This window comes from Kriegella aquimaris (assembly GCF_900103215.1).
GTDB lineage: Bacteria > Bacteroidota > Bacteroidia > Flavobacteriales > Flavobacteriaceae > Kriegella > Kriegella aquimaris.
Genome location: NZ_FNGV01000004.1, coordinates 284,891 through 308,889 on the forward strand (window position 1 = coordinate 284,891; position 23,999 = coordinate 308,889).

Annotated in this window: 13 protein-coding genes; 3 read left to right on the forward strand and 10 right to left on the reverse strand. The window is 40.0% G+C overall.

Going from position 1 to position 23,999, the window contains the following annotated elements; all coding sequences use genetic code 11:
- Nucleotides 1–194 precede the first annotated feature (194 nt).
- The 9 genes from BLS33_RS11280 to BLS33_RS11320 form a co-directional block, all read right to left on the reverse strand.
- On the reverse strand, nucleotides 195–4,352 hold the full coding sequence (locus BLS33_RS11280) for a hybrid sensor histidine kinase/response regulator transcription factor (RefSeq protein ID WP_089888684.1): 4,158 nt from the start codon (nucleotides 4,350–4,352) through the stop codon (nucleotides 195–197).
- A 94-nt stretch (nucleotides 4,353–4,446) separates the two neighbouring features.
- Nucleotides 4,447–4,773: a DMT family transporter gene (locus tag BLS33_RS11285; RefSeq protein WP_089888687.1), complete on the reverse strand. Its 327-nt coding sequence runs from the start codon at nucleotides 4,771–4,773 to the stop codon at nucleotides 4,447–4,449.
- 47 nt (nucleotides 4,774–4,820) lie between these two features.
- Nucleotides 4,821–5,204 carry a DUF3037 domain-containing protein gene (locus tag BLS33_RS11290; RefSeq protein WP_089888689.1) on the reverse strand — a complete coding sequence of 128 codons (384 nt, stop codon included), beginning with the start codon at nucleotides 5,202–5,204 and terminating at the stop codon, nucleotides 4,821–4,823.
- On the reverse strand, nucleotides 5,194–5,973 hold the full coding sequence (locus BLS33_RS11295) for a HipA family kinase (protein WP_089888691.1): 780 nt from the start codon (nucleotides 5,971–5,973) through the stop codon (nucleotides 5,194–5,196). The genes BLS33_RS11290 and BLS33_RS11295 overlap by 11 nt, the downstream gene beginning before the upstream one ends.
- 91 nt (nucleotides 5,974–6,064) lie before the next feature.
- Nucleotides 6,065–6,925, reverse strand: coding sequence for a CPBP family intramembrane glutamic endopeptidase (locus BLS33_RS11300; RefSeq protein WP_089888694.1), 861 nt, complete (start codon nucleotides 6,923–6,925; stop codon nucleotides 6,065–6,067).
- Between the two features lie 81 nt (nucleotides 6,926–7,006).
- Entirely contained in the window at nucleotides 7,007–8,533 is a 1,527-nt protein-coding gene (locus tag BLS33_RS11305; RefSeq protein WP_089888696.1) for an ArnT family glycosyltransferase, read from the reverse strand.
- A gap of 201 nt (nucleotides 8,534–8,734) precedes the next feature.
- Complete coding sequence (locus BLS33_RS11310; RefSeq protein ID WP_089888699.1) at nucleotides 8,735–9,199, reverse strand: Cif family virulence factor; 465 nt, start codon at nucleotides 9,197–9,199, stop codon at nucleotides 8,735–8,737.
- 252 nt (nucleotides 9,200–9,451) lie between these two features.
- Complete coding sequence (locus BLS33_RS11315) at nucleotides 9,452–10,453, reverse strand: PorP/SprF family type IX secretion system membrane protein (RefSeq protein WP_089888701.1); 1,002 nt, start codon at nucleotides 10,451–10,453, stop codon at nucleotides 9,452–9,454.
- On the reverse strand, nucleotides 10,453–17,979 hold the full coding sequence (locus BLS33_RS11320) for a PKD domain-containing protein (RefSeq protein WP_089888704.1): 7,527 nt from the start codon (nucleotides 17,977–17,979) through the stop codon (nucleotides 10,453–10,455). The genes BLS33_RS11315 and BLS33_RS11320 overlap by 1 nt, the downstream gene beginning before the upstream one ends.
- 629 nt (nucleotides 17,980–18,608) lie before the next feature.
- Here BLS33_RS11320 and BLS33_RS11325 point away from each other — a divergent pair.
- From BLS33_RS11325 to BLS33_RS11335, 3 genes are read left to right on the forward strand one after another with little or no spacing between them, the layout of a single operon-like run.
- The gene (locus BLS33_RS11325) at nucleotides 18,609–19,481 is read left to right on the forward strand and encodes a UDP-2,3-diacylglucosamine diphosphatase (protein ID WP_089888928.1); all 873 of its coding nucleotides are present in this window, start codon (nucleotides 18,609–18,611) and stop codon (nucleotides 19,479–19,481) included.
- Nucleotides 19,482–20,486: a glycosyltransferase family protein gene (locus BLS33_RS11330; RefSeq protein WP_089888706.1), complete on the forward strand. Its 1,005-nt coding sequence runs from the start codon at nucleotides 19,482–19,484 to the stop codon at nucleotides 20,484–20,486.
- 7 nt (nucleotides 20,487–20,493) lie between these two features.
- The gene (locus BLS33_RS11335; RefSeq protein ID WP_089888709.1) at nucleotides 20,494–21,864 is read left to right on the forward strand and encodes a GH1 family beta-glucosidase; all 1,371 of its coding nucleotides are present in this window, start codon (nucleotides 20,494–20,496) and stop codon (nucleotides 21,862–21,864) included.
- A 159-nt stretch (nucleotides 21,865–22,023) separates the two neighbouring features.
- Here the strand turns inward: BLS33_RS11335 and BLS33_RS11340 are convergent, their stop codons facing one another.
- Nucleotides 22,024–23,949, reverse strand: a complete 1,926-nt coding sequence (locus BLS33_RS11340) for a heparinase II/III domain-containing protein (protein ID WP_089888711.1) — start codon at nucleotides 23,947–23,949, stop codon at nucleotides 22,024–22,026.
- Nucleotides 23,950–23,999 lie beyond the last annotated feature (50 nt).

Below are 23,999 nucleotides of genomic sequence, written 5' to 3' on the forward strand. Positions count from 1 at the left end.
TTTCGACCATACTTTTGCTTATTTCAATCAATCTTGTTCTTTGGTAATTTATGGGAGATGCCAGACCACAACACAATCCATAAAACCACACGGGGACAATATTAATTGATGATAAAAATTTATACAGAGAACCAGTAAAAATCAAATTGAAAAATAGGGCTGTCGGCCCACGTCACGATGAAAAAAAAGAAAATTTATTTTTTCTTGCTAAACTCCGATGGGGAAACACCGTGCAATTTTTTAAAGGATGTAGAGAAATAAGAATTTGATTCTATCCCTATTTGATACATTACCTCAGCCACATTAAAGCCTTCGTTGTCGCTTAAAAGTTTAGCCGCCCGCTGTAATCTAAAATTTCTTAAATATACGTTGGGAACTTGCCCCGTAAGTTGCTTTAGGCGTCTATAAAAATGGGAAGTGCTCAAGCCGATTTCCGCAGCCAATTCTTCAACACCGAAATTAGAATCGGAAATATTCTTTTCAATAGCCTCTATCGTATTTTTCAAAAATTCTTTATCTCTAGTCGATATTTCAAGATCCCCTTTTGGAAGTCCGCTATTTTTCGAAAAATAGTGTCGTAATTTCTTTTTGTTTTGAATAAGCCGTTCTATTCGGAGCTCTAGATGCCTTAATGAAAAAGGTTTGCTAATGTATTCGTCGGCGCCAAATTCAAGCCCTTTTATAACATCATCTTTATCACCTAAAGCCGTTAAGAGCAAAACCGAGATATGGCTGAGCTCGGCACTTGACTTTATCTTTTCACAGAATTCAAAGCCATCCATTTCGGGCATCATAACATCGCTGATAACCAAATCGGGCTCTTGTTGTTCGATTTTCTCCAATCCTTCTACCCCGTTGTTCGCTATTACAATGTTATACTTTTGAGATAACGTACTTAATAAAAAGGTTTGTACATCTATTTCGTTCTCCACGATTAAAATGGTGTATTCTTTGGTTGCACCATTTTTTTCGGTCATCAAATTGTCCTGAATTATATCGGGTGCCAAGGGAATCCAATCTTTTATAAAAGATTTCTCAGATCGACTAATGCTATCCTTGCCAGATTCCGTAATCGCCTTTGAAGGGATTGCCACCGAAAAACGTGTTTCAATCCCCGGGTCACTCGTTGCCGAAATTTCCCCACCCAACAAGGTAACCAATGATTTACAGAAAGACAGGCCGATCCCCCCACCGCTAGTACTTTGCGATTTGTTTCCCAATTGATAAAAACGTTCGAAAATATTTTCTAAATCTTCCTTGGGAATACCCTTTCCATTATCAATAACGTCGATATGAATCATTTTTTGACCGGAATCAAAAGTAATTCTAGATTCAACACTGATGCTGCCTTTTGGAGGTGTATTCTTAAAAGAATTGGAAAGTAAATTGAAAATAATACGTTCCGTTTTTTCTACGTCGATAACAATTTCTTCATCGGGCGTACTTACTTTATAGTAGAAGTTGATATCCTTTTCTACGGCATAATTCTCGAACCCTTCCGTGGTCGGGTACATAAAGCCGCCCAAGGTATCTTTGTTTAAATGTAAATTAAGATGCCCTTGCTCTGCCTGGCGAAATGTGATTAATTGATCTACCAGACTCAACAGTCTTTTGGTATTCTTTCGTACTATTTCTAAATATTTGTTATTTCCGGCATCGGAATTATGGGAAATCATATACTCCAAAGGTCCCGCTATCAAGGTCAAGGGCGTTCTAAATTCGTGCGACAAGTTTGTAAAATACCGGAACTTGCCCTGATTGATGGTATCTTGTCTTTCCTTGTCCAGCTTCTCATATTTCAGCCGCTGTTTTAATTTTTCATGTTGTGTAAAATAGACCACTACGCCTATTCCGGCACCGACGATAAGCAGTGTAAACAAAAGATAACTCCACCACGTTTGATACCAGGGCGGCAATATTTGAACATGCAATAACTTCGCCTTCGTATTCCAGATGCCATCGCCGTTGGCCGCCTTTATTTTAAAAATATAGTTTCCTGCGGAGAGATTGGTGTAGGTGACCGTTGTTTTACCCGTGTTTTCTTCAATCCAAGTATCATTAAAACCCTCGAGCTTATATGCCAACTTATTTTTTGAAGGGGTGGAAGTATGTTCTACAGCCAAATTGAAAGCAATAATTTGTTGTTTTTGACTTATCGCGATACTTTCGGTTTCGGAGATAGACTTCGCGAGCACAACACCGCTATTTAATTTTTCGCCAATTCGGACCGATTTATTATCGACCAGTAAATCCGTAATCAGAATCTCCGGAGGCTTGGTGTTCAATGTAATGTCTTCTGGATTGAAAACGGTCAGGCCATTCAATCCCCCGAAATAGAAATATCCTGATTTTCCTTTAAAATAAGCACCTTGCCGAAAATTATTCTGAGGGAGGCCGTCTCGAACATCAAATACATCAATGTTGTACTCCGGGAGGTAAAGCCTGACCAACCCCATATCGGTACTCATCCAAAGATAATCTTCGCCCTCTTGTAAAATGCCATATATCGCATCGTCGGGTAAAAAATCGTTCTTTCTAAAATGCTCCATTTTTACGGGAACTCCTTGAGCATTTACAGACATTTTACTGAGTCCGCCGCCAAAGGTACCCACCCAGATGGCGCCGTTATTGTCTTCGAGTAGTGAAAAGACATTACGATACGTCAACTTTATTTCATTGGTGCTTTCATCAGTAATTTTTTGATCAATGGTAATCTTTTCACCATCAAAATTACCGTGCATCAAACCTTTGTTCGTACCGAACCAAAACGAACCCGGTTCAACTTCAAGTAGTGCCTGAACATTTTCCGACTTTAAATCTAAACTGGAACTTAGCTCTAAACGGGGCACTTTGCTCTTATCTATCGCACGCCAGGGATCGGTGACAACAGCGATTTGAGTTCCGGCCAAAAGCATGCTATTTTCATCAATCTGGTAAATCTTGCGAATTTTTTCTATCCCGGATTTGTTCCCATTATGTTCTAAAACAACCTCTTTGAATTGATTATTTGACGGATTAAAAACGACTAACTTTAAGTCAGAACCTATCCACACGTAACCTCTTTTATCCTCATAGATCGATCGAACAACGTCGTTATTTGCCAGCGACAACTTATCATCTAAATCTTCAAACTCAAGTTTATCTACAGTACTATCATTTACCGGGGCGGTGCTTCTGAACAAGGCCCTATTATAACCTGACAACCATAATTTACCATGACTGTCTTCAAGAATAGCCATTAGCAAATTATCGGAAAGTGAGCTTTTTTCGTAGGGGTTATGGGAATAACTGATAAACTTCTTTTGCGTCAAGTCAAGTTTATTAATCCCCGCTTGCGCCGTACCGATCCATAACACGTCAAAATCGTCTTCGTAAAGGGCATTGATATGTTTGCTACTTAAACCCGCACTGTTTTTCGGATCATAGGCAAAGTGTTTAAAATGACCGTCTTCGTATTTAAAGAGTCCGTCGTCTTTAGTGCCGATCCATACAGCACCGGAATGATCTTCAAAAAGTGTATTGATTACGAATTCAGTATCGAGCGATTCAGGGTTACCTAGGTTATTGAATGTATCGATTACGTGCACCTTATTCCCCTCAAAAGTTGCCTTGTTCAGGGCCCTTTCAGTTCGTATCCAAAAGATATTTTCTTTCTTCAAAATTTCAGTGACCATCTCGTTTTCGAAAGATTCAAAAACAAAAGAAGTTTTAATATTTGCAAAGCCATTCGCAACTGTCGTACTTAGCTTTAGCAACTTCAAACCTTTGGAAGTCGCCATTAGCAACGAACCATCATCCCTAAAACTAAAATCATTTATACTCCCGAAATCGGGCAATAATTTTAAGAGATTGTCGGAAGTATTGAAAATACCATCATCTATGTTTTTCAATTCGCAAACGTATAGTTCATTTTTTCCCGAAAACCAGATTTGCCCCTTTAGTCCGGAAGCAATCGTATTAATATGTAACTTATTCGGTAAGGGTACGGTAAAGAATTTTTCTAAGGAGGGTATGTAAACATTTAGTCCCAGATTGGTGCCGATCCACAGTATGCCGTTGTTATCATTATACAACCGTGTAATGTAATTGCTGAGAATATGCCCATCTGTATCCGATTGCGTTGTATAGGTTTTAAATTCATAGCCATCGTATCGTATCAGACCGTTAGGGGTGCCATACCATAAGTAACCATATTGGTCTTGTTCGATGGTATAGATGGTATTCTGGTTAAACCCTTCTTCATTGGAGAATCTTTCAAACTTCTGGGAATATACCGCCGGCGAAATAATAAGCGTCAAAAATGCTATTTCGATAAAGAGTAGTAAAGCCTTTCGTTTTCCGGATTTTCTCATACAACATCGTCAAATTTGACCTCCATTTTTCAATTTTGAACGTCAACCAATATAAGTAAACAAAAAGACACTTTTTTTATGTTTGTTTTAACTCTTAATGGGACACCACTTTTAAACCAATAACGGACCCGATAAGGGTAACCATAAAGAAAATTCGCCAAAAATTTGCTGGGTCTTTAAACACAAAAATGCCCATTAAAACGGTGCCCACCGCTCCAATGCCTGTCCAAACCGCATAAGCGGTGCCTATCGGCAGTTCTTGGGTAGCCTTTATGAGCAATAGCATGCTTATGGTCAAACAAACTAAAAATCCGCCGTACCACCAATATACTTCGTTTCCTGTGGCTTCTTTGGCTTTCCCGAGACAGGAAGCAAAGGCGACCTCGAACAGGCCTGCAATAATTAAGATAATCCAATTCATCAGTTTTGCTTCTGCTGTAAAATGTTTAAAAAATAAAAAATCTGACCTTACAATACGTATTTTTCAAAAAGGTCTTCCAGTTCCTTTTCGGGATCATGGCATAGCCCAGGGTGTGGTTTCGAACTCTGAATAATCGTACTTCTAGACGCGGTCAACCAGCGGAATCTAGATGCCAAATCGAGCTTTCCGATAGCGCCTCCTTCAGGTTCTCCGTCACAAATCAACTTCCAAGCTTTCAAATATGCGGTAAGGGCATCTATATCTAGTTCATTTGAAAAGGCTTCAAGCCGATTTCGGTTGATTTCAAATTTCATATCAAGAAACTTTTTCCGTTTAGAAAAGAGTATGGCACCGACATTCATAAACTCTTCCCGCTCTACCTTGGGAACGATTCTAATAATCGCAAACTCATAGGTACATCTATCTTGCATCTTCCGCTTCTTTAACCAGTATATCTATCTTAGAAAGTCGCACCTGTATAAATTCAACGTACGCCGCCCGCATTTCATCGGGTGTCATAGCTACGGACTCATCAAATAACCAATCATCAGGAATCTTCGAAACGATTTCCCGTATGTGATCTTCGTTCAACGATTGCCGAATTTCCTGTGCCGCCTCGGTCAAATGGGCCGCACGGTCTAAAAGCACATGGTCTTTAATGGCAGGAAATGTTCGGGTGAGGTGCGCTTGCCAGGTTTCCCAGTTATGATGAAAATAAAAGCTTGACCCGTGATCGATAAGCCACAGTTCGTTATGCCAATTTAATAAATTGGTGTTTTTTGCAGTTCGGTCAATGTTGCTGATCATGCTATCCAATACCACTACTTTTGATGCCGTCATGGCATCTGCTATCGAAACCAAGGGATCATAAACAATAGCGCCCGATAAAAAATGTAGCCCCAAGTTAAGGCCGACACTAAATTTAAGCAAGTCTTGAATTTCTTCATCGGGTTCGGTCTTACTGAACGAATCATCTAGATTCATAAATACGATTTCAGGTACTTTTAGACCAATTGCCCGTGCCAGCTCACCCCCGAGAAGTTCGGCAATCAAGGCTCTTTTGCCTTGCCCTGCTCCCCGAAATTTGAGTACATAGAGAAACTCATCATCGGCCTTGACGATAGCCGGTAGCGAACCTCCCTCGCGTAATGGTTTGATATATTGAACGACATCAACGGTACGAATATCAATTTTATTCATGGTTTCGAAGATAGTAAAAGTCCCGATGCCTTGCTTATAATGGGCCTATAATATGGGAGGTTTTCAGGTAACGCAGCAAAATTGGTTTTATCTATTTATGTAAAAAAACCGTTAAAAACTGCTTGTGTAACGGTTTCTGTTTTTGTCTGCAGTCATTGCATTTTTTTACTTCAAATTCCTTACCTAGGGAGTAAATGCAGAACGCCAAAGTAAAGACGGATCCAATAATTGTCATTATCAAATTTGGAAATCCACCATATATTTCCAACACAGGATTATCCATAAGTGAATCAACACTTATGAAGTAAAGCATTAAAAAACCGCAAAAATTAGATGTTGCATGTATTATAATCGAAAAAGATAAACTTTTAGTTCGGTAATAAACCCATCCTGAAAAAATCCCGATTATAAATGCAGACACAAATTGCCACGGATTTAAGTGCACCAATCCGAAAAGCAAACTAGAAATCAGGATAGATTTTGTTGGAGCATATTTTTTCAACAATCCATCCAAAATTATTCCTCTAAATATTAATTCCTCTAAAATTGGAGCAGCAATTCCCGTTACTAAAAAAGCAAAAAAACCAGTATAGCTAGAATCTATGAACATTTTTTTAACCCATTCTGGCATTGGTATTAAATTTGCAATTGGCGATATAATTCCGAAAAGCAAAACTATTGTTCCTACCATTACGAAAGGAATTATCCGCTTATTTTCAATAACTATATTGAACGAATCGTGACCCGTTTTTTTCTTTTTAATTAAATATACGATCCAGAAGGGTATCCCAATTGCCAAAAGGTAATAAATGAGCATGGATGCTTCTTTACCAATCAACTTGTTTAATATCAAATTCACTGGAGTAAACAATAGCGTACCTAATATTACTATTCCAGTAATTCCAAAACTTTGGGCTATGTCGGGATAAATTTTTCTTGTCGGTTCTATCACTTGTTTTGTCCTTGGGCGATTGCACAAAATGAATTTAAAAAGTAGTTTGTAAAAAGAGGCTATTTTCGGTTTAAAACATGCTTATTCACGGTCGTTTTTTACTTCTTCAATCTCACTTTTTATTCTTTTATTAATATCAACTTTAGTACCCGTAAAAACAAAAATCATAGTTTTATATTCTCTCGAAAATTGATTTGTTATAGAATCTGCTATAACCGCGGAATCAAAATAGGGACTAGTTTCTTTTAGCTCACCATCTTTTTCCTTATAATTTTTGACCCTTATAAGATTTAGATATTGACGGTCAAAGTTAAACCAGTTAATGTAGTCGGCATTAAAGGACACCGCCTTTAGCTGTTCTTTTGTATAATAATTTATTGCTCCGGCCTGTCCGTAATTGTCACAGAGTATTAGTGTTTGACCCGGGTTGGGCATTATATTATAAACAGCGTCTACTTTTTTCGCCAGTTCTTTCCAACCGAGCATATCTGCATAATCTTGTGGCAGCAAGTGATCTTTTCCATCTTCCCAACGAAGCATTCCCAACTTTTTATATTTGCTCGCATGCTCAATAATATATTCTGGACTTTTATTTGGGTAAGCTATGTTATACATCGGAATGAAAAATAGTACTGGGATTACAATGGCTATGGGCTGTACATATTTTTTCCATCCGTCTTTCAAAATATTGGCAATGAAAACGGAACCAAATGAGATATAAATAGGATGAAGGCCGATCGCGTAGTAGTCTTTTGCTTTGAAATATATAAAAATGATTAGCGTAAAAAAGAAGGTATAGAAGAATGTCCTATACACCTTAAAGGGTTTGTAAAACAATAGCGCATATAAAGCCGAAATGATTACAAATAAGGAACCTATGTAAAAAAATACTTGTGATTTTAAAAAATCAAACTTGTCAACATTTACCAATTGTGTTTTTGCTAGCTCATTTAAATGATGAATAACAGGGAAATTATTGTTGTATTGCCACACTAGGTTCGGGGCAATGAGACATAATCCGAGAAGCAGCGCAAGGTATAGTTTCTTTTGAACAAAAATTTCACGCTGTTCGGTCAGTAAAATTGCAGGTATCAATCCTAAAAGTAGAAAAACGATATTGTATTTGTTTAGAAACCCTAAAGCGAAAATGAATGCTGCTACAAAAAGCCATTTTGAATTTTTAGTATTGAAATATTTAATGATAATAAAATAAAAAAGGACCCAACTTAAAACGTCAAAAGAATTAGGCTGGTATAAGGTGTTCAGTCTTAAAAGAGCAGAAAATAAAATGCAAGTTGCGCCTAAAACCAATGCAAATAGATTTCCTTTTAGTTCTTCAATTGCTTTCCAAACGACCAGAATTGTCAAAGCACCAAAGAGCGCAGGAAAGAATTTAACCCAAAAAACGGAATTCCCTAAAAGATAGATGATTTTTGAAATCCAAGCAGTGAAGGGCGGTACAGATAGATATCCCCAAGCCAAATGATGACCTAGGTCAAGATGCAGGTATTCATCTCGCTGTAAATCGTATTCAGGGCTTATTAAAATATACTGTAGTAGAAATTTTAAAATGATAAACCCGATTAATAGTACTCTTTTTTTTGTCATCAGATTTTGACTGCTGTTTCAACATGCGTTGATGCAGTTAATTTACAAAACTAAAAGGACCTGGTAACGACCTATTCTGAATTCTGCTTAGTCTTATTGCTATTTAGTTGTCGCTATAAAGCCTCTTAAAAAGGTGTACATGAATGGATTTTTTGGTGAATGAACGGCTTGTGTAATGGTTACCATTGCTGTAAAACGCTTTTAGTGCTTTTCTGATTCCGTACTTCTAGCATCGGAAATTAAATGAGCTGTAATTTCCCATTGGTCAGTTTTTTCAAAAAATCGATAATGAGTTGTGTTTCGGGCTCCTAAACTTTTGTTGTCAACAGTTTTTTGTCCTTTTCTTTCAACCGTTGTGATTACTAGAATTGCTTTGTCAGATATCTTTTTAAGCTTTAGCGAGGTCTGTTCCGTATTTCCTGCCATTACAAAGTCAAATCCAAATACTCTAGTCAGATATTCCTGTATTTCTGCCTGTCCAATCATATTAAATCCGAAAGCATTGGTAAAATCAGCGTTTTTTGAATACCACTTGCAAGCCAATTCCACGTCTTTGGTTTTCCAACCTTGATTCCAATCATTTATTTTATTTACAATTTGCAAACTGTCAGATTCAGATAAGGCTTGAGCATTTGTTGTTTGTATCCCCAAAACAAATGTAATCATCAAGATTATATGTCTCATTTTCAAATGTTTTACAAAACAATGAATATAGTTACTAATGACTATATTCCCATTTCACCACTAAGATAACAAAACCCGACAGTGCAAAAAACTCCTTTTATTGCTTTTGCTATAGAAGGATGAGCGCCAAATTTATGGCACAACGAGGCCACCTTACTGCAATACCATCAGAAGGTTTTTAAAAATGAATAAAGGGTGGTTAAACTGTTCTTATTTAGATAAGGGAATCGATGACTAATAAAATCGGCTGTAGTTTTTGCGTCTACGTTCTTTAAAACTCGAAATATCAAAAACCAAAAAGAGTTCCAACGAGTTTGGGATTAATTGCTTGGCCTGGGCCCCAAAAGGCAATCTATAGTTTAGCCCCAATTCAAAAGTTTCCAAAATAATACTTGTGGCAAAGCCAATTTCAGAGAACGTGGCACTTTCCATAAAATTCAGGTGTTCATTGACCCCTACACTAAAATTACCCAAGGTCACATCTTGGTAGAAATCAAGTCGAGTATTCGGGCCTTGCACCGATACGGCATTAAAAAGGTACAAATAGGAGTATTCGGGCAATTTGGTCTGTCCGTATTTATTAATGTCCATTTCATAACCGAACTGCCCTGAAATCAGCATATTCAGATTTACATTGTTCTCACTTTGCCGTGACGATATTTTGGGTTGGTTCAAATGTTTGAACGCAAGTCCGAACAACATATTCATATCGTTATGTATCATTACCGAGGCGCCCATATCGAGGTATCCTATATTTTCCGCTGCTGTAATGGGGTCAATGGTATTGGCGCTGATCTGCCCCGTAAAGATATTGATCTGGTCTTGAAACGTCAGGTTGTTAAAATCATACTTATAATTACTGTAACCTGCCGTGATACCGGGGTAGAAAATCCAGTCGTTCGACAATTCCAATTTGTACATATAACTTAAGGCCGCCGAAGTATAATTAAAGCCCGAATTGTTCAAATTGTTATTGAACAGGTCAAGCCCCAATTGAAAATTGTACTCTTCAAAGGCCGTAGACCCAAAGGCGTATTTATGTTGCGATTGTGCCCCTTGATTTTGGCTTGCGAATTCGGCCAACACCCCAATTCTGGTCTTATCTTTAAAGGCATGAAAACTAGGGTTCAACGATGCCGGGTTCTTACTGAGGTTATGCACGAACTTTTCCTGAGCATACGCCCCTAACGAAATAAGAACAAGCAGCAGGGTGGTTATCAGTTTATGTTTCATCATTATCGTAATATTGCGGCTTCGCCAGATTTGGTTATTTGGTTATTTTCTTTAGTGGTTCCGACAAACAGGTATCTGAACGATTTGTTTTTATACAGTTTTCCTGAACTGTAGGTACCGTCCCAACCCCAATTTACCGGCATATCATCGAAATCGTATGCCACGTCATAGACCAGTGCACCCCACATATCGAAAATTTGAAAGGCAAAAGAAGCTATTCCTGTAATCTCTCCTTGGAAATAATCGTTGATACCATCGTTATTTGCCGAGAATACGTTCGGGAACATCACATCGTAACCATTGCCGATCTGCACCTCTTGGGTTACCGTTTTACTACAGCCCTGTTCGTTGAAAAGAGTCAAGCTCACGGTAAATAAGCCCGGATGACTATAAATATGGGTAATCATGGTACCGTCGGTATTTGGATCGACATCTACGGTGGCACTTCCATCGCCAAAATTCCAGGTTGCATTTCCTGCACCCAGTTCACTTGTAATGTTGAACCGAATGTCTTCTTTGGCCATCAACAAACCTGTGATTTCAAACTCGTCAGAGCTATAATCGAACTCAGGGTCGGTAACACCCGAACTTATCGGCATGGTAAATCCGCATCCTTCATCATTGACCACATTAAGCAAGGCATCTTCCAACGGGTTTGCTATTTGTACCGAATACGTATCCGTACCTATTTTTACGGAGGGCATCAAGGCATTATCATAGTAAAAGCTAAGATCACCGCCTTGGCTATTAAAAATGGACACTGAAATACTTCCAGGGTTTCCTAAACATAGCGCATCGTCTAAATACGGACCATCGACCAAACTCAGTGATTCCGTTTTGTTCAGCGTGATGATCTCACGGTAATAATACGCCGGGTCAGCCTCGGTACAGCCATTTATCGTACTGGTAACCGTAAGTCGATAGCGACCTTCTTCCAAACTACTCAGTTGTGTAATGTTCTGCCCCATGGGTGTAAAGGTTGCAGCAGGATTATTTGTCGTACCGGCTTCCTCTTTTTCCCATACAATTGCATAAGGTCTAAGTCCGCCACTTACGACTATCGAAATAGCCCCATCATTGGATGAACCACAACTTACCAAGTCGATTGTCTTATCGACCACAATAGGCTCGTAGGTCGTATTAAAAGTGAATTCGATTAGTTCCGACGTACAGCCTTTACTGTCTGTAATTGTTAAAGAATAAGTGCCCGCTACCGCATCAAAAGAGGTAATATCTTGGGCTATGAAATTGTTAGGACCTGTCCAATCATATATATAATAGGTATCGCTATTGGCCGCTACAAAAGGAGTTCCGCCTACTACGAGATCCGTATCGAGAACAAAGGCGAAATTGGTCTCACAAGCCGCTATCGTATGTGATTGTACCCCGTTATAGGAAAGTACTTCATAACGATCCATCGTAAACGTTTGTACCACACACTGGTTCGTATCGGTAACGTCGATAACATGGCCATCATTCGATAGCGAACTTATCGTAGTTTCAGCGCTCGTAAAAAGCACGGGTGTTCCATTATCTACGGTGTATTGATAGGGTGCTGTACCGCCCTGAACGGTGAACGTAAACGTTCTTCCCGTATTGGCATCAATGCAACCCGGGGTTTCCGTTTGAACCTCTTGGGCAACAAATACTTCGGGAGCACTTACTTCAAAGGTCTGTCGAACCGTACAAGGCGCAACGGGATCGCTATTGGTATCTTTAATGACAACCTCATAAGATCCTGCTCCTAAATTCGTAAGATTCGTATTGTTCGTGGTATAGCTCGTGCCGTTTTTAAACCATGTTATTTGTAATTGGCTGCTAGGATCCGAGCTGATCTGAATACTGATTTCAGCATTGGTATCACCAGCACATTGTAATTGCTCGTTGATCGTTTGCACATTACTGATCTCAAGCACCGCTTTCGAGGCCACATTGGCCGTAAAAGTCGTACTACAACCTATTTGGTCAGTAACCGAAAGCACATAAACACCCGGAACAAGATTCGCTATATTCTCTGATGAATAGGTTGCATTGTTGGGGCCTGTCCAGCTAAAGTTATACGGAGAAAAACCACCTGTTACGGTCGTTGCCCCGATATTCAAACTGATGGTACCGTCATTTTGACCAAAACAGGTCGCATTCTCGACCACTACGGAAGCTTCATCGAACTGCAAACCTAAAGGCAAAGTCACCGGTTCCGATTCTTCCAAGCTACAGGTAGCCCCTTTTACACTTACGGTATACGTAGCACCAGCCGTTAAATCGGTATAGGTAACATTCGGATTATTGGAAGTTTGCACCAAAGTTGTTCCATTCGGCCGGGTAAGCGTATAGGTAAACGGCGCAATACCACCCGTACTCGAGGCCGTAATAGCGGTGTTACACGTATCGCCGATATTGAGAACAAGTTGTTCCGGCTGCGAAACCAAGAACGGAGACGATGTTATGCCACAGAATTCATTATAAACGGTCAGCAAGTAAACACCGGCCGTCAAATCGGAAATGCTCAAGGTTGAAGCACTAAAACCGGTATCCCCGACTTTTGTCCATTCATAGGTATTGGCTACTCCGTTCGGCTGGGTTATCACGTTGGATGCGCTGGCATTGGTAGCACTTCCCGTACTTACGTAGGCCGTAAAAGGAATTCCCGTAACTTTTGCAGTCAATATAACTTCGTTCGCATTGGTCGTTGCAATTACTTCACTAAGATCAGCACCGGTCGCCGTGTTTATTTCTTGTGCTAGGGCAATGGCCACTTCATTGTTATTTTGCGGTTGATTTAGCCCATTCAAAGTAACTTGATGCTCGTATACAATACCGTTGATGATTAAACTATAGGTATTGCCGAGTTCTGGGATACCAAAAAGAGAGACCGTATTAATTTGTGTTTGAGCGGTATTGCCACCGGTAATTCTTCCGTTAGGCACTACGATACTACCATCGTTTCCTCCGAAGCAACTGACGTTTGTAATATCATTATCAATAATCGCATCATTATTGATTATAGGATAAGGAATGACCGTTACTAGTTTGGGTGATGTTTCATCCGCACAGGGAACTCCAAAAACCGTACTCGTCACTACTCTTTTGAAATAGGTTGAAGTGGTCAGGGTCGTCGGTGGCGTATAATTTGGTTGTGTCGCACCAGGAACCATCGTATAGGTCTGATTGTCTGGGGAAGACCACCATTGATAGGCCAATGTACCTGCACCCGTGGCAGACTCTAGTTCTACAATGGCAAGGGGCTGGCTACCTTCACAGACCGACTGGTTGTCTGTGATTTTTCCGGCATATACCCCGTTGAGCACCACTTCAACGGCATTGGTTTCGACCACGCAGGTCAAGCTGCCAAAAGATGTTCTACTAGTCGTTCTTTTGTAAAATGTTGTCTCTGTAGGAATCGGTGGCGTATAAGATGCCGTGGTTACATTAAGGTCGGTCCAAATAACACCATCCGGTGAGGCGTACCAAGCATAGCTCTGGTCTACAAAGGTACTACCCCCTGATACAGTCAATGCAGCAGGCACAACACCTTCGCAAATGGTCTGGTTACTACTCAAGGTTCCGGGAACCAATTCGGCAGTCACCTCGACTACGACCGTATTACTATCTTCAGAACAGGCTACATTATTTAAATTGGAATATGTCCTTCTTTTGAAATAAGTTGTTGGAAAACTTCCGGCTTGGGGATCATAAGAACTATTTACAGCTCCATCGACAATACTCCAGGTAGAATTATCTTCGGAAGAATACCATTGATATCTTAAAACTCCCGATGCGGTTCCGTCAACATTATTGACCAATGTCGCAGGGTCTTCTCCAAAGCATATTTGTTGATTGCCCGTAATAGAACCAGCGCTAACATCATTGATAATAATCTCAATGGTATTACTCAATTTTTCCGGACCACAAACACTCGCATCTACGGTTGATGTATAGCCTCTACGGTAAAACTTATTGGAAGTAAAAGCTACCCCAGGAGAATATGTCGGTCCCGTGGCACCGATTATCTCCGAAAAGGATACGCCGTCATTCGACTCGAACCATTTAAAACCCATGTAAGGAACCCCTTGAATCGTATTTGTATCGCCGAGTGTCGGTGGAACCGTATTGGAACAGATGGTTATATTACTGCCTATGGAATCTGCATTAGGTACCAGAACAACAACAGAATTACTTTCGACAATACATGTAACTCCTGATATATCGGTACTGTAGGTAGTTCTATGGTAGGTGGTTGTTTGTGTTAATCCAGCTGGGGGATCATAACTTGTTGCGTTGGCACCTGCTATCAATACATTGTTGGCATACCATTCATAAGTTAAGGTTTGTCCCGTCGCAGCAGTCAATTCTTCTATTAAGCTCGGATCGTCACCACTACAAATCACTTCTTCACTTGTACCATTCGTGCCATTGGCATTCGTGGTACCGATGCTACCGGGCGTAGCATTGCCACCGTTGATAAGCTCAAGAACATTACTGGTCTCGCTGCACGAAAGCCCATTCAAGGTAGATGTGGTAATTCTTCGATAGTACGTATCTTGGGTCACTAGAGGCGGATCATAAGAAATAGCATCAGCTCCGGCGATATTCGAGAATGTAATATTGTCATAGGAAACCTGCCATTGATAGGTCACGGCTCCTGAAGCGATTAACGGGAAATTGGTATCAAAAGGCTGTGGATCTCCATCGTTACATACCACCGTGCTTCCTGTTCCTCCTGAAACGAAAGTTATTCTATGATTGACAGCATCGTCAAATTTGTTCACATAAACAATTACAGGCCCTGTTGTAGCTTCACAAGTGGTACTTTGCAAGGTAGTCGTAGCCTTTCTTCTATAGTAAGTTTCTAGGTCACCAGTATTGCTGGGCGCATAAGTAGCCTGATCGGCTCCTACGATATCGGACCATGTATTGCCATCGGGAGATATTTGCCAGCTATAGCTGATGGTTCCGTTGGATGTGGCATCGACCGAACTGGTAAGTGCAGCTACATTATCGGAACCACATACGGTTTGGGTCTGTGCAACTGCCCCCTCTGACAACGTAAGCAAGGTAACCAAGGTAGGAAGACTCGAAGCTTCACAAGTATTGCCATTGCTGGTGAAAGTCACATTTCTTTTAAAATAAGTCGAAGTAGTCAAACCTGTTGCAAAACTTAGACTTTCTCCAGTTTCACCTGACATTACTGTATAGCTTACATTATCTGTTGAAGATACCCATTGAAAGTTTATGCCCACCCCTGCAGGTGTACCATTGGCAACGCTAATTGTTGCAGGAGTTTCGTCTTCACAAACCACCTGATCGGCAGATCCTTCTCCACCGGCAATAGCTCCAGCGACATTTATAGTCACCTCATTCGTATAGTCGGAACAAACCTTGCCATTTAATGTACTTGTATCCAACCTTCTATATTTTGTGGAGGATGCAAGTGTACCTGGAGTGTATGTAGCACCCGTAGCCGCTGGTATGGATGTCCAGATAACACCATTATCGGTAGACGCTTCCCATGTATAAGTTAAGTTGCCGGCGGCGACCGTATTTCCTAAATTTATAATGGTGTTTGGTGTTTCTCCCGAACATATGTCTTGGTCGTTCCCAATAATACCGGTAGTAAGACTGTTTACAAAAACAGTGGTTTCCGTAGAATTCTCGAAACATACTTTGGCATTGTCAGAAGCAACGGTTTGTCTTCTATATACGGTCGTAGCATTAGGGGCACTTGCAAAATTAAATACTGCATCGGTTTCCCCGCTAATATTGGTAAAATTACCTGTTGTTTTTGATTGCCATTGATAACTAATACTTGGCCCCGCAGCCGTTCCGTTTGCGATGGTAATCGAAGCAGGAACCTCTCCTTCACAAATTGTTTGGTTGGCACTTGCGTCACCTCCGTTGATTTGATCAAGAACGGTGATTTCAATTTCATTGGTATAATCGGAACAAGTAAACCCATTTAAAAGTATGTTGTCTTGTCTCCGAAAGCTTGTTGATTGCGAAAGGGCAACGGGTTGATAATCTGCATTGTTGGCGCCAGAAATTGTCGTCCAAGAAACTCCATCAAATTGTTCCCATTGATAAGAAATCGTACCTGTTCCCGTAGCATTGGTATCAGATGCCAAGGCATTGGGCATTTCATTTGAGCAAATCGTTTCTGTTCCGGATATACTTCCAACAACAAAATTGGTAAAAGTAATAGTGGTAACGGTGCTTGTACCCTGACAACTCGCTCCTGAAACAGTCGTAACCCTTCTAAATTCCGTAACTCCAGGGCTGAGGTTTGCACTGGCATTGTAGGTATTCTGGGTAGCCCCGCTAATATCCTCCCAAGTTCCTAGATTATTTTTTTGCCATTGATAAATGCCGTTGTTTTCTCCATTATTTACCGTAAGCAATTGCAAATCGCTTAACGCACAGATATTCTGATCCGTGCCGGTACCTCCTAAAACTGTTGAATTCACGATAATGGTTACCGCAGGGGTTTCCTCAAAACAGCTAAAACCATTGATAACATTCGTGAATCTTCTTTTAAATGAGGTTGATGCGGTCAAAGGTGTAGGTTGATAAAAATTGTCGGTCGCTCCCGCAATAAGATCCCATGTTCCCGTATCGTTTTTATACCATTGATAAGAATTCGTACCGGTCGGTGCCACGGCAACATCACCAGAAGCACTTAATTGTTGGGGTGTTTCCGTAGTACAGACATTTTGGCCCGTACCTTCGGTAATGGTTCCCGCATATATTTCATTCACCGTAATGGTTGCCGGCGAGCTTACCTGGGTACATATTTCCCCATTTATGGTAAAAGTAGTTAGGCGTCTGTATTTACTCACACCATTTGGAAAAGAAGCCCTGTCTATCACCAATATTTCTGAATTGGAACTTGCAATGGGCGTCCAAGTACCGCTGATTTCTTCTTCCCATTCAAAGGTTCTGGTTTGGGTAATGTTAGAACCGGTAACACTGATGTTTTGAACATCATCGATAGCACATACTTGCTGATCGACCCCTGCACCACCTATAAGTGGATCAAAAGAGATTGTAGCAAGAGTCTCATTATCGGTTAGCGCATTGATGTTATTGGCATTGCCATCGAGACTGTATTTTAAATTACCGTCGGTTGTAGTTGCTCCGGGAATAAGTAGTAATCGAACGTTTTCGATAGTAACAACATCCAGAGACGTTTGGGCGCTTGCCGTAATGGTCACTTCTAATCGGGATGCATCACCAGCATCTTGTGTTACCGTTGCAGCTGTAATATCAGTACCCGTTTCGATAATGGTCGTCGCATTTATATCAAAATTAGAGGGTGCTTGAATATAGAACGTATAGGTACCTATGGAAAAATCTGTCGCTAGGGATTCGGATAAAACCAAGCTTCCAAGATTGAGTTCAGCTTGTGGCAAATCAGAACCACATGAGTTGAAACCGGTATTCTGCAAGCTAGGGGCGACCTGCGCCATACCATACCAAGCATTAAAACTAATTAACAAAAATAATGGCACTAGTTTTTTGATTGATTTAATCATGATATTTGGTCGTTATTTGAAAATTGTAATGAAACGGTACTACCTTTACCATTTGTAAGAAAGACCTTATAACGACCTAGAAGTTCAATATATTGCAGTTATTTACAATATTCTTAACAACGTGTTTGATTTGATGTGAAACTGCATTTTACAGTGGTCAACAACTACAATTTTTATGTTGTACGGAGTTAATCACATCATCAAACAGCTCTTATGAGAATCCAAGTTTCCGAGGTTCTTTTAATACTTACTTCGGATTTGATCTTATCTGAAAATACAACTGCCAATACAAAAATATTCTAGTGTCCAAATTCTGGATCGACCACTAGTGAAAGCTATTTTTTGAGGGATGGTGGTCTGTTGGGGAAATTTTGGAATACCATATTACCCAATGGCTATCAAATGCTTATATGTTTTTTTAATAAACTTCACTTAACCATACCTTAAAATCAACTTTACCAAAACTCTGGTTTTATTTCCAACCTTTGAATAAGCTGATATTCTGTGCATGAAAATTGTTTCAGTTTCCTTTTCGTCCCTAGTGTCCGACTTCTTTATTGCCCGTATGGGCACGTATTGTTCGCCCCTTAAATTCAAGAGAATCACAAAACCAATACCCAACCCTCCAAATGAAAAAAAGACCCGTTGACCTGGTCGTGATTTCCGATGTACATTTAGGTACATACGGTTGTCACGCCAAAGAATTATTAAATTATTTAAAATCAATAAAACCAAGACAAGTAGTACTCAATGGCGATATCATCGATATTTGGCAGTTCAGCAAACGGTATTGGCCCAAATCACATATGAAGGTGGTCAAACTACTAATGGATTGGGTCGCCAAAGGAACAGAAGTGTATTATATAACCGGAAACCATGATGAACTTTTGCGAAAATTCGTCGGGTTTAAAATGGGATCCTTGAGCATTTCCAATAAAATTGTACTACCCCTTGATGGTAAAAAAGCATGGATGTTTCATGGCGATGTCTTTGATGTTACCATGCAACATTCGAAGTGGATTGCCAAGCTTGGCGCCATGGGGTATGATTTCTTGATTCTTTTGAACCGGGCCGTGAATTATATTAGCAAAAAAATGGGTAGAGGTCCCGTTTCTATGTCTAAAAGAGTAAAAAACGGCGTAAAATCAGCCATAAAGTTTATCAGTGATTTTGAACGCATCGCTGCAGATATTGCCATTGAAAAAGAGTTCGACTATGTCGTTTGCGGGCATATTCATCAGCCGGATATTAAAAATATCAAGACCGAAAAGGGAACGGTATTGTATCTTAATTCAGGTGATTGGGTCGAAAACCTAACCGCTTTGGAATACCATGAAGGGAAATGGATGCTCTATCAATACGAACAAGATCTTATTGCAAAGGCCCAACATCGAGACATTAAGGATTCTGTTGACGAACTTGGAAAAAATGAACTTTTCGAAAGTCTGATGAAAGAATTCAGTTCTATTTCAGAGTCAACGAATAAAAAAAAAGCGGTATAAATGAAAGTACTTTACGCCATACAAGGAACTGGAAACGGACACTTGAGCAGGGCGCGTGACATCATTCCCATCTTACAGAAAAATAAGGTAAATCTTGATATTTTGGTAAGCGGAACACAGGCAGATATTCAAATTCCGTACCCTATTAAATATCAACTAAAAGGGTGGAGTTTTATTTTCGGGAAAAAGGGAGGTGTTGATATGTGGCGTACGTATGTCAAGACCAATTCGGTGAGGCTTCAAAAAGAAATCAAGAGTATTCCCGTCTCCGATTATGATTTGATTATCAACGACTTCGAACCGGTTTCAGCATGGGCTTGCAAACAGAATCAGAAGAGATGTATCAGTCTTAGTCATCAAGCTGCTGTTTTATCGCCCAAAGCACCGCAACCAAAAAAAACGGATAGATTTGGTAAATTCATCCTCAGAAAATATGCTCCCACCACAAAGCAATATGGCTTGCATTTTAAAAATTATGATGATACTATCTTTACCCCCATCATACGCCAAGATGTTCGGAATATAACACGAACTGCTGGTAATCACTATACTGTTTATTTACCTTCCTATAGTGACGAAAAAATTTTAAATGTACTTTCTCAGATAAAGAATGTAGCATGGGAAGTATTTTCGAAACATACCGATAGTGATTTCTTTTGGCGCAACATAACCATTCGTCGCATCAAAAATGAAACTTTTATCAAGAGCATGGCAGAAAGCAAAGGAGTGCTTTGCGGTGCTGGTTTTGAGACCCCCGCCGAAGCCCTATACATGGGAAAGAAGCTTATGGCTATACCTATGAAAGGGCAATATGAACAACAATGCAATGCCGCGGCTTTGATGGAAATGGGCGTACCAATAATAAAAACATTAAAAACCAAACACCTTGATAAGCTAAAGCAATGGGTCGAAAGCAGTAAAAAAGTCGATGTATACTACCCCGATATCACAGCAGAAATAATTGATCGCGTGCTTCAAGAGGTGACCATAGGTCAAACCTACTAGTAGATTTATGACCGACAAAAAAAATTACCCAAATCCTGAACTGGGCATCAACGATTTTGGAAATGATTTTATTTGGGGAGTATCAACTGCCGCCTATCAAATCGAAGGCGCCCACGCCATTCATGATAAGGGTGAATCGATATGGGACCGCTTCGTTTCCCAAAAAGGAAAAGTCTATCAAGAACATCATGGTAAAATAGCTTGTGACTTTTATCACAACTATAAATCGGATATTCAGCTGATGAAGGCAATGAACATTCCTAATTTTAGATTTTCATTGTCTTGGCCTCGACTCATGCCCAAAGGAGAGGGATCATCGAGCCAAGCAGGTATTGATTTTTACAACCGAGTCATCGATTTTTGTCTTGAATGTGGCATTACGCCATGGGTAACGATCTATCATTGGGACCTCCCCCAAAATTTAGAGGATAAGGGAGGTTGGACAAATAGAAAAATAATCGGTTGGTTCGAGAACTATGTCCGACTTTGCGCGAAACATTTCGGCAATCGGGTAAAACACTGGATGGTGCTTAACGAACCGATGGTATTTACCGGCGCGGGACATTTTTTGGGGGTTCATGCCCCGGGCCGTAAAGGATTGAAAAATTTTCTACCAGCCGTGCATCATGCCGCTCTATGTCAAAGTGCCGGAGGCAGAATTTTACGTTCCGAAGTGACAAACGCAACGATAGGCACCACTTTCTCCTGCTCTCAAATAACACCTCGTTCAAACAACAAGAAAGATGCTCTTGCGGCACGAAAAGCAGATGCTTTGCTCAATCGACTTTTTATCGAACCATCTCTGGGTTTAGGGTACCCAAAAGATATTAAAGTACTACAACGCATAGAAAAATACCAACGGCCCGAGGATAAAAAAAATCTGATTTTCGATTTCGATTTTATAGGAATTCAAAACTATACCAGAGAGGTCGTTAGGCACAGCTATACCACCCCTTATTTATGGGCCAAAATCGTTAAGGCCACAAAGCGGAACGTGCAAACCACCTTGATGGACTGGGAAGTATACCCACCCAGCATATACGCCATGATTGCTAAGTTCAACACCTATGAAAATGTCAAAAAGATTATCATAACCGAAAATGGCAGTGCTTTTGAAGATTCGCTCAAGGCAGGTAAAGTACACGACCCTCAACGCCTATCTTACCTAAAACATTATCTAAAAGAAGTTCATAAAGCCAAAAACGACGGATTAAAAGTTTCGGGATACTTTGCTTGGACATTCACCGATAATTTTGAATGGGCGGAAGGGTTTTATCCCAGATTCGGATTGGTCTATGTCGATTTCAAGAATCAAAAAAGAATCGTAAAATCATCAGGTAAATGGTACCGCGATTTTTTAAGACCACTATTCGATTAACATTTTCAAAATAGCTCTTTACTGAAAAAACCGATGTTTCCATCGGTTTTAATAGACTAACTCAAATACTCATCAGAACGTCTCCTTAAAACTAAGGCCGCTCAAAAATAGAATAGTCAAATCTTTTTAATGTAAAGACAGTTTAAGCAATTGATTAAATTATAACTTAGTTTCTTTTATGATGAATTGATGCTCGCCCTTTAACTTTTTACTTTTGGCAGTAAATACAATTCGAGTCAACCCTTCAGGCCAGCTATTTTTAAGCTTTTCGTCTTCAACAGCGTGAAATTCAATAACTGGTGAAACATGACTAGGGTTGTACTTTAATTCGACTTTAAAACCATCACCTTGTAGGCTCAAAATACCAGCAGCTTTCTCAGAGACTTTACATGGGGTCATGAAATTAATAGTCGTTGGGAGATCCCTAAGTTCGCTTAGCTCATAATTATCAAAGACCGTGAATTTCTTGCCCCTATTAAGCTGGTAGCTTCGAACCCATTTGTTAACACCCGCATCGACATAGGCACTTGAAATATCCGTTGAAAAAAACGCCTTTTTCTTGTCTGCTGTAAAACTGGTGTTTTGAGCAATATACTGCGACCCGTTCATTTGATCCACACCATTTATCTTGGGAAGGTTATGGTATTGTGATTGCATTGTCCATATCTCATATCTTTTATTACTAAAAGTCTTTGCGTTATACGTCTCCCTGCCCACATCTACCAAACACGGCTTACCGTTCACATAAAGTACGAAAGAACCCATATCGTTGTGATTATGGCTCTCTGCATTATGCCCGCCCTTTGCCGCAAAGAAGAACCCATCAGTTGTACCTTCGGCATCCCGCGCTCCGGCTACTTCAATATCGGACAACCAAAAATCACGAATAAGTGCATTTTCCGCAGGTGCCTTTTTTATCTCCTCGAGCAGCATCAATTGCATTACCTGCTCATTGATTTTTCCATCTAAAGTCTCAATTTCCCAACCTTGTTCATTCGCAAGAAACGCACCGAATTTTTGCATCACGGGATCCTTGATAGCTTTTCCGTAACTATAAATAACTTGGGGCTTACTATTAACTTTGGCATCTGCATCGGCAAAATTGACAAAGTAGGGATAATCAATATTTGCCTTATAAATATAGGCCCCCATGTTTTTGACAAGTTGGTTGTCAAAAACATCGAATTGGCCTTGTGTAGCCAAGCGGAGCAAATCTAGATTTTGATATAGCTTTGCACCTGCCAAACCCCAATATGAAGGACCTTCATCACACCCCCCATCAGCAGGGTACTGATTTAAAAAGATATCTAACGACCTGACTACTTTTTGAACACCCGCAATCTTTTTGCGCTCATCATTTTCCATAATAAGGATAGCGGTAAGCATGTTAAAATTGGTCCACGGATTCCAGTTGTTAACTTTTCTTTTTTTATCAAAACCCATCCACCAAAAATCTTCGCGCTCATAATAGGGAATAATAGCCTTATCCATAACCTCATCTTTCAACCTTTTCGAAATCAATGGATGAACTTTGTCAAATTCCTCTTTAAAAAAATAATAGGTCCATGAAAGAATATTTGCAACTTCCCCCACCCCAAGATCAATTGAAGGGTTATGCTTGTCAGGAAGACCGTCGGGTTCGGGAATGTGAGCCGACCAACCCCACCATGTCTGTTCACTGTAGAACCAAGCTCCGTTTATAATTTGGTCGATAAACCTTCCTTTGCCTTCCATCAATTCTGCCATAACGCAGGCAGTAAGTACAGATTGTGGTTTGACAAACAAGGGGTGACGCCGATCTCCTGAACGAATAATTTCCAGATAATCCGTTGCTTTTATAGTCGGCCAATTATACTCGAGATATTTTTCGCCCTGTTCGATATACTTTTTTTTCAATCCCTCGGGTATGGTATTCCAAAAATTACGTGTATCGTATTTTGGATAACCGAGTTCTGAAAAATTGGTGACCAGATTTTTTTCTAAGTCAATTTCTGCAGATTCTTTAAGTAGAATATTTCGCTCTCCTTGCGAGCTAAGATGAGTCGAAATCAAACAAAATATAAGAAGAACACAAAGGTTTTTCATGCTTCAAAATTAAAAATTATGAGATTGTCCGACTCAAATAACCGACGAGC

Coding starts and splice junctions, on each gene's coding strand:
- BLS33_RS11280 (WP_089888684.1), bottom strand. CDS start 4,352: ATGAGAAAATCCGGAAAACGAAAGGCTTTACTACTCTTTATCGAAATA.
- BLS33_RS11285 (WP_089888687.1), bottom strand. CDS start 4,773: ATGAATTGGATTATCTTAATTATTGCAGGCCTGTTCGAGGTCGCCTTT.
- BLS33_RS11290 (WP_089888689.1), bottom strand. CDS start 5,204: ATGCAAGATAGATGTACCTATGAGTTTGCGATTATTAGAATCGTTCCC.
- BLS33_RS11295 (WP_089888691.1), bottom strand. CDS start 5,973: ATGAATAAAATTGATATTCGTACCGTTGATGTCGTTCAATATATCAAA.
- BLS33_RS11305 (WP_089888696.1), bottom strand. CDS start 8,533: ATGACAAAAAAAAGAGTACTATTAATCGGGTTTATCATTTTAAAATTT.
- BLS33_RS11310 (WP_089888699.1), bottom strand. CDS start 9,199: ATGATTACATTTGTTTTGGGGATACAAACAACAAATGCTCAAGCCTTA.
- BLS33_RS11315 (WP_089888701.1), bottom strand. CDS start 10,453: ATGATGAAACATAAACTGATAACCACCCTGCTGCTTGTTCTTATTTCG.
- BLS33_RS11320 (WP_089888704.1), bottom strand. CDS start 17,979: ATGATTAAATCAATCAAAAAACTAGTGCCATTATTTTTGTTAATTAGT.
- BLS33_RS11325 (WP_089888928.1), top strand. CDS start 18,609: ATGAAAAAAAGACCCGTTGACCTGGTCGTGATTTCCGATGTACATTTA.
- BLS33_RS11330 (WP_089888706.1), top strand. CDS start 19,482: ATGAAAGTACTTTACGCCATACAAGGAACTGGAAACGGACACTTGAGC.
- BLS33_RS11335 (WP_089888709.1), top strand. CDS start 20,494: ATGACCGACAAAAAAAATTACCCAAATCCTGAACTGGGCATCAACGAT.
- BLS33_RS11340 (WP_089888711.1), bottom strand. CDS start 23,949: ATGAAAAACCTTTGTGTTCTTCTTATATTTTGTTTGATTTCGACTCAT.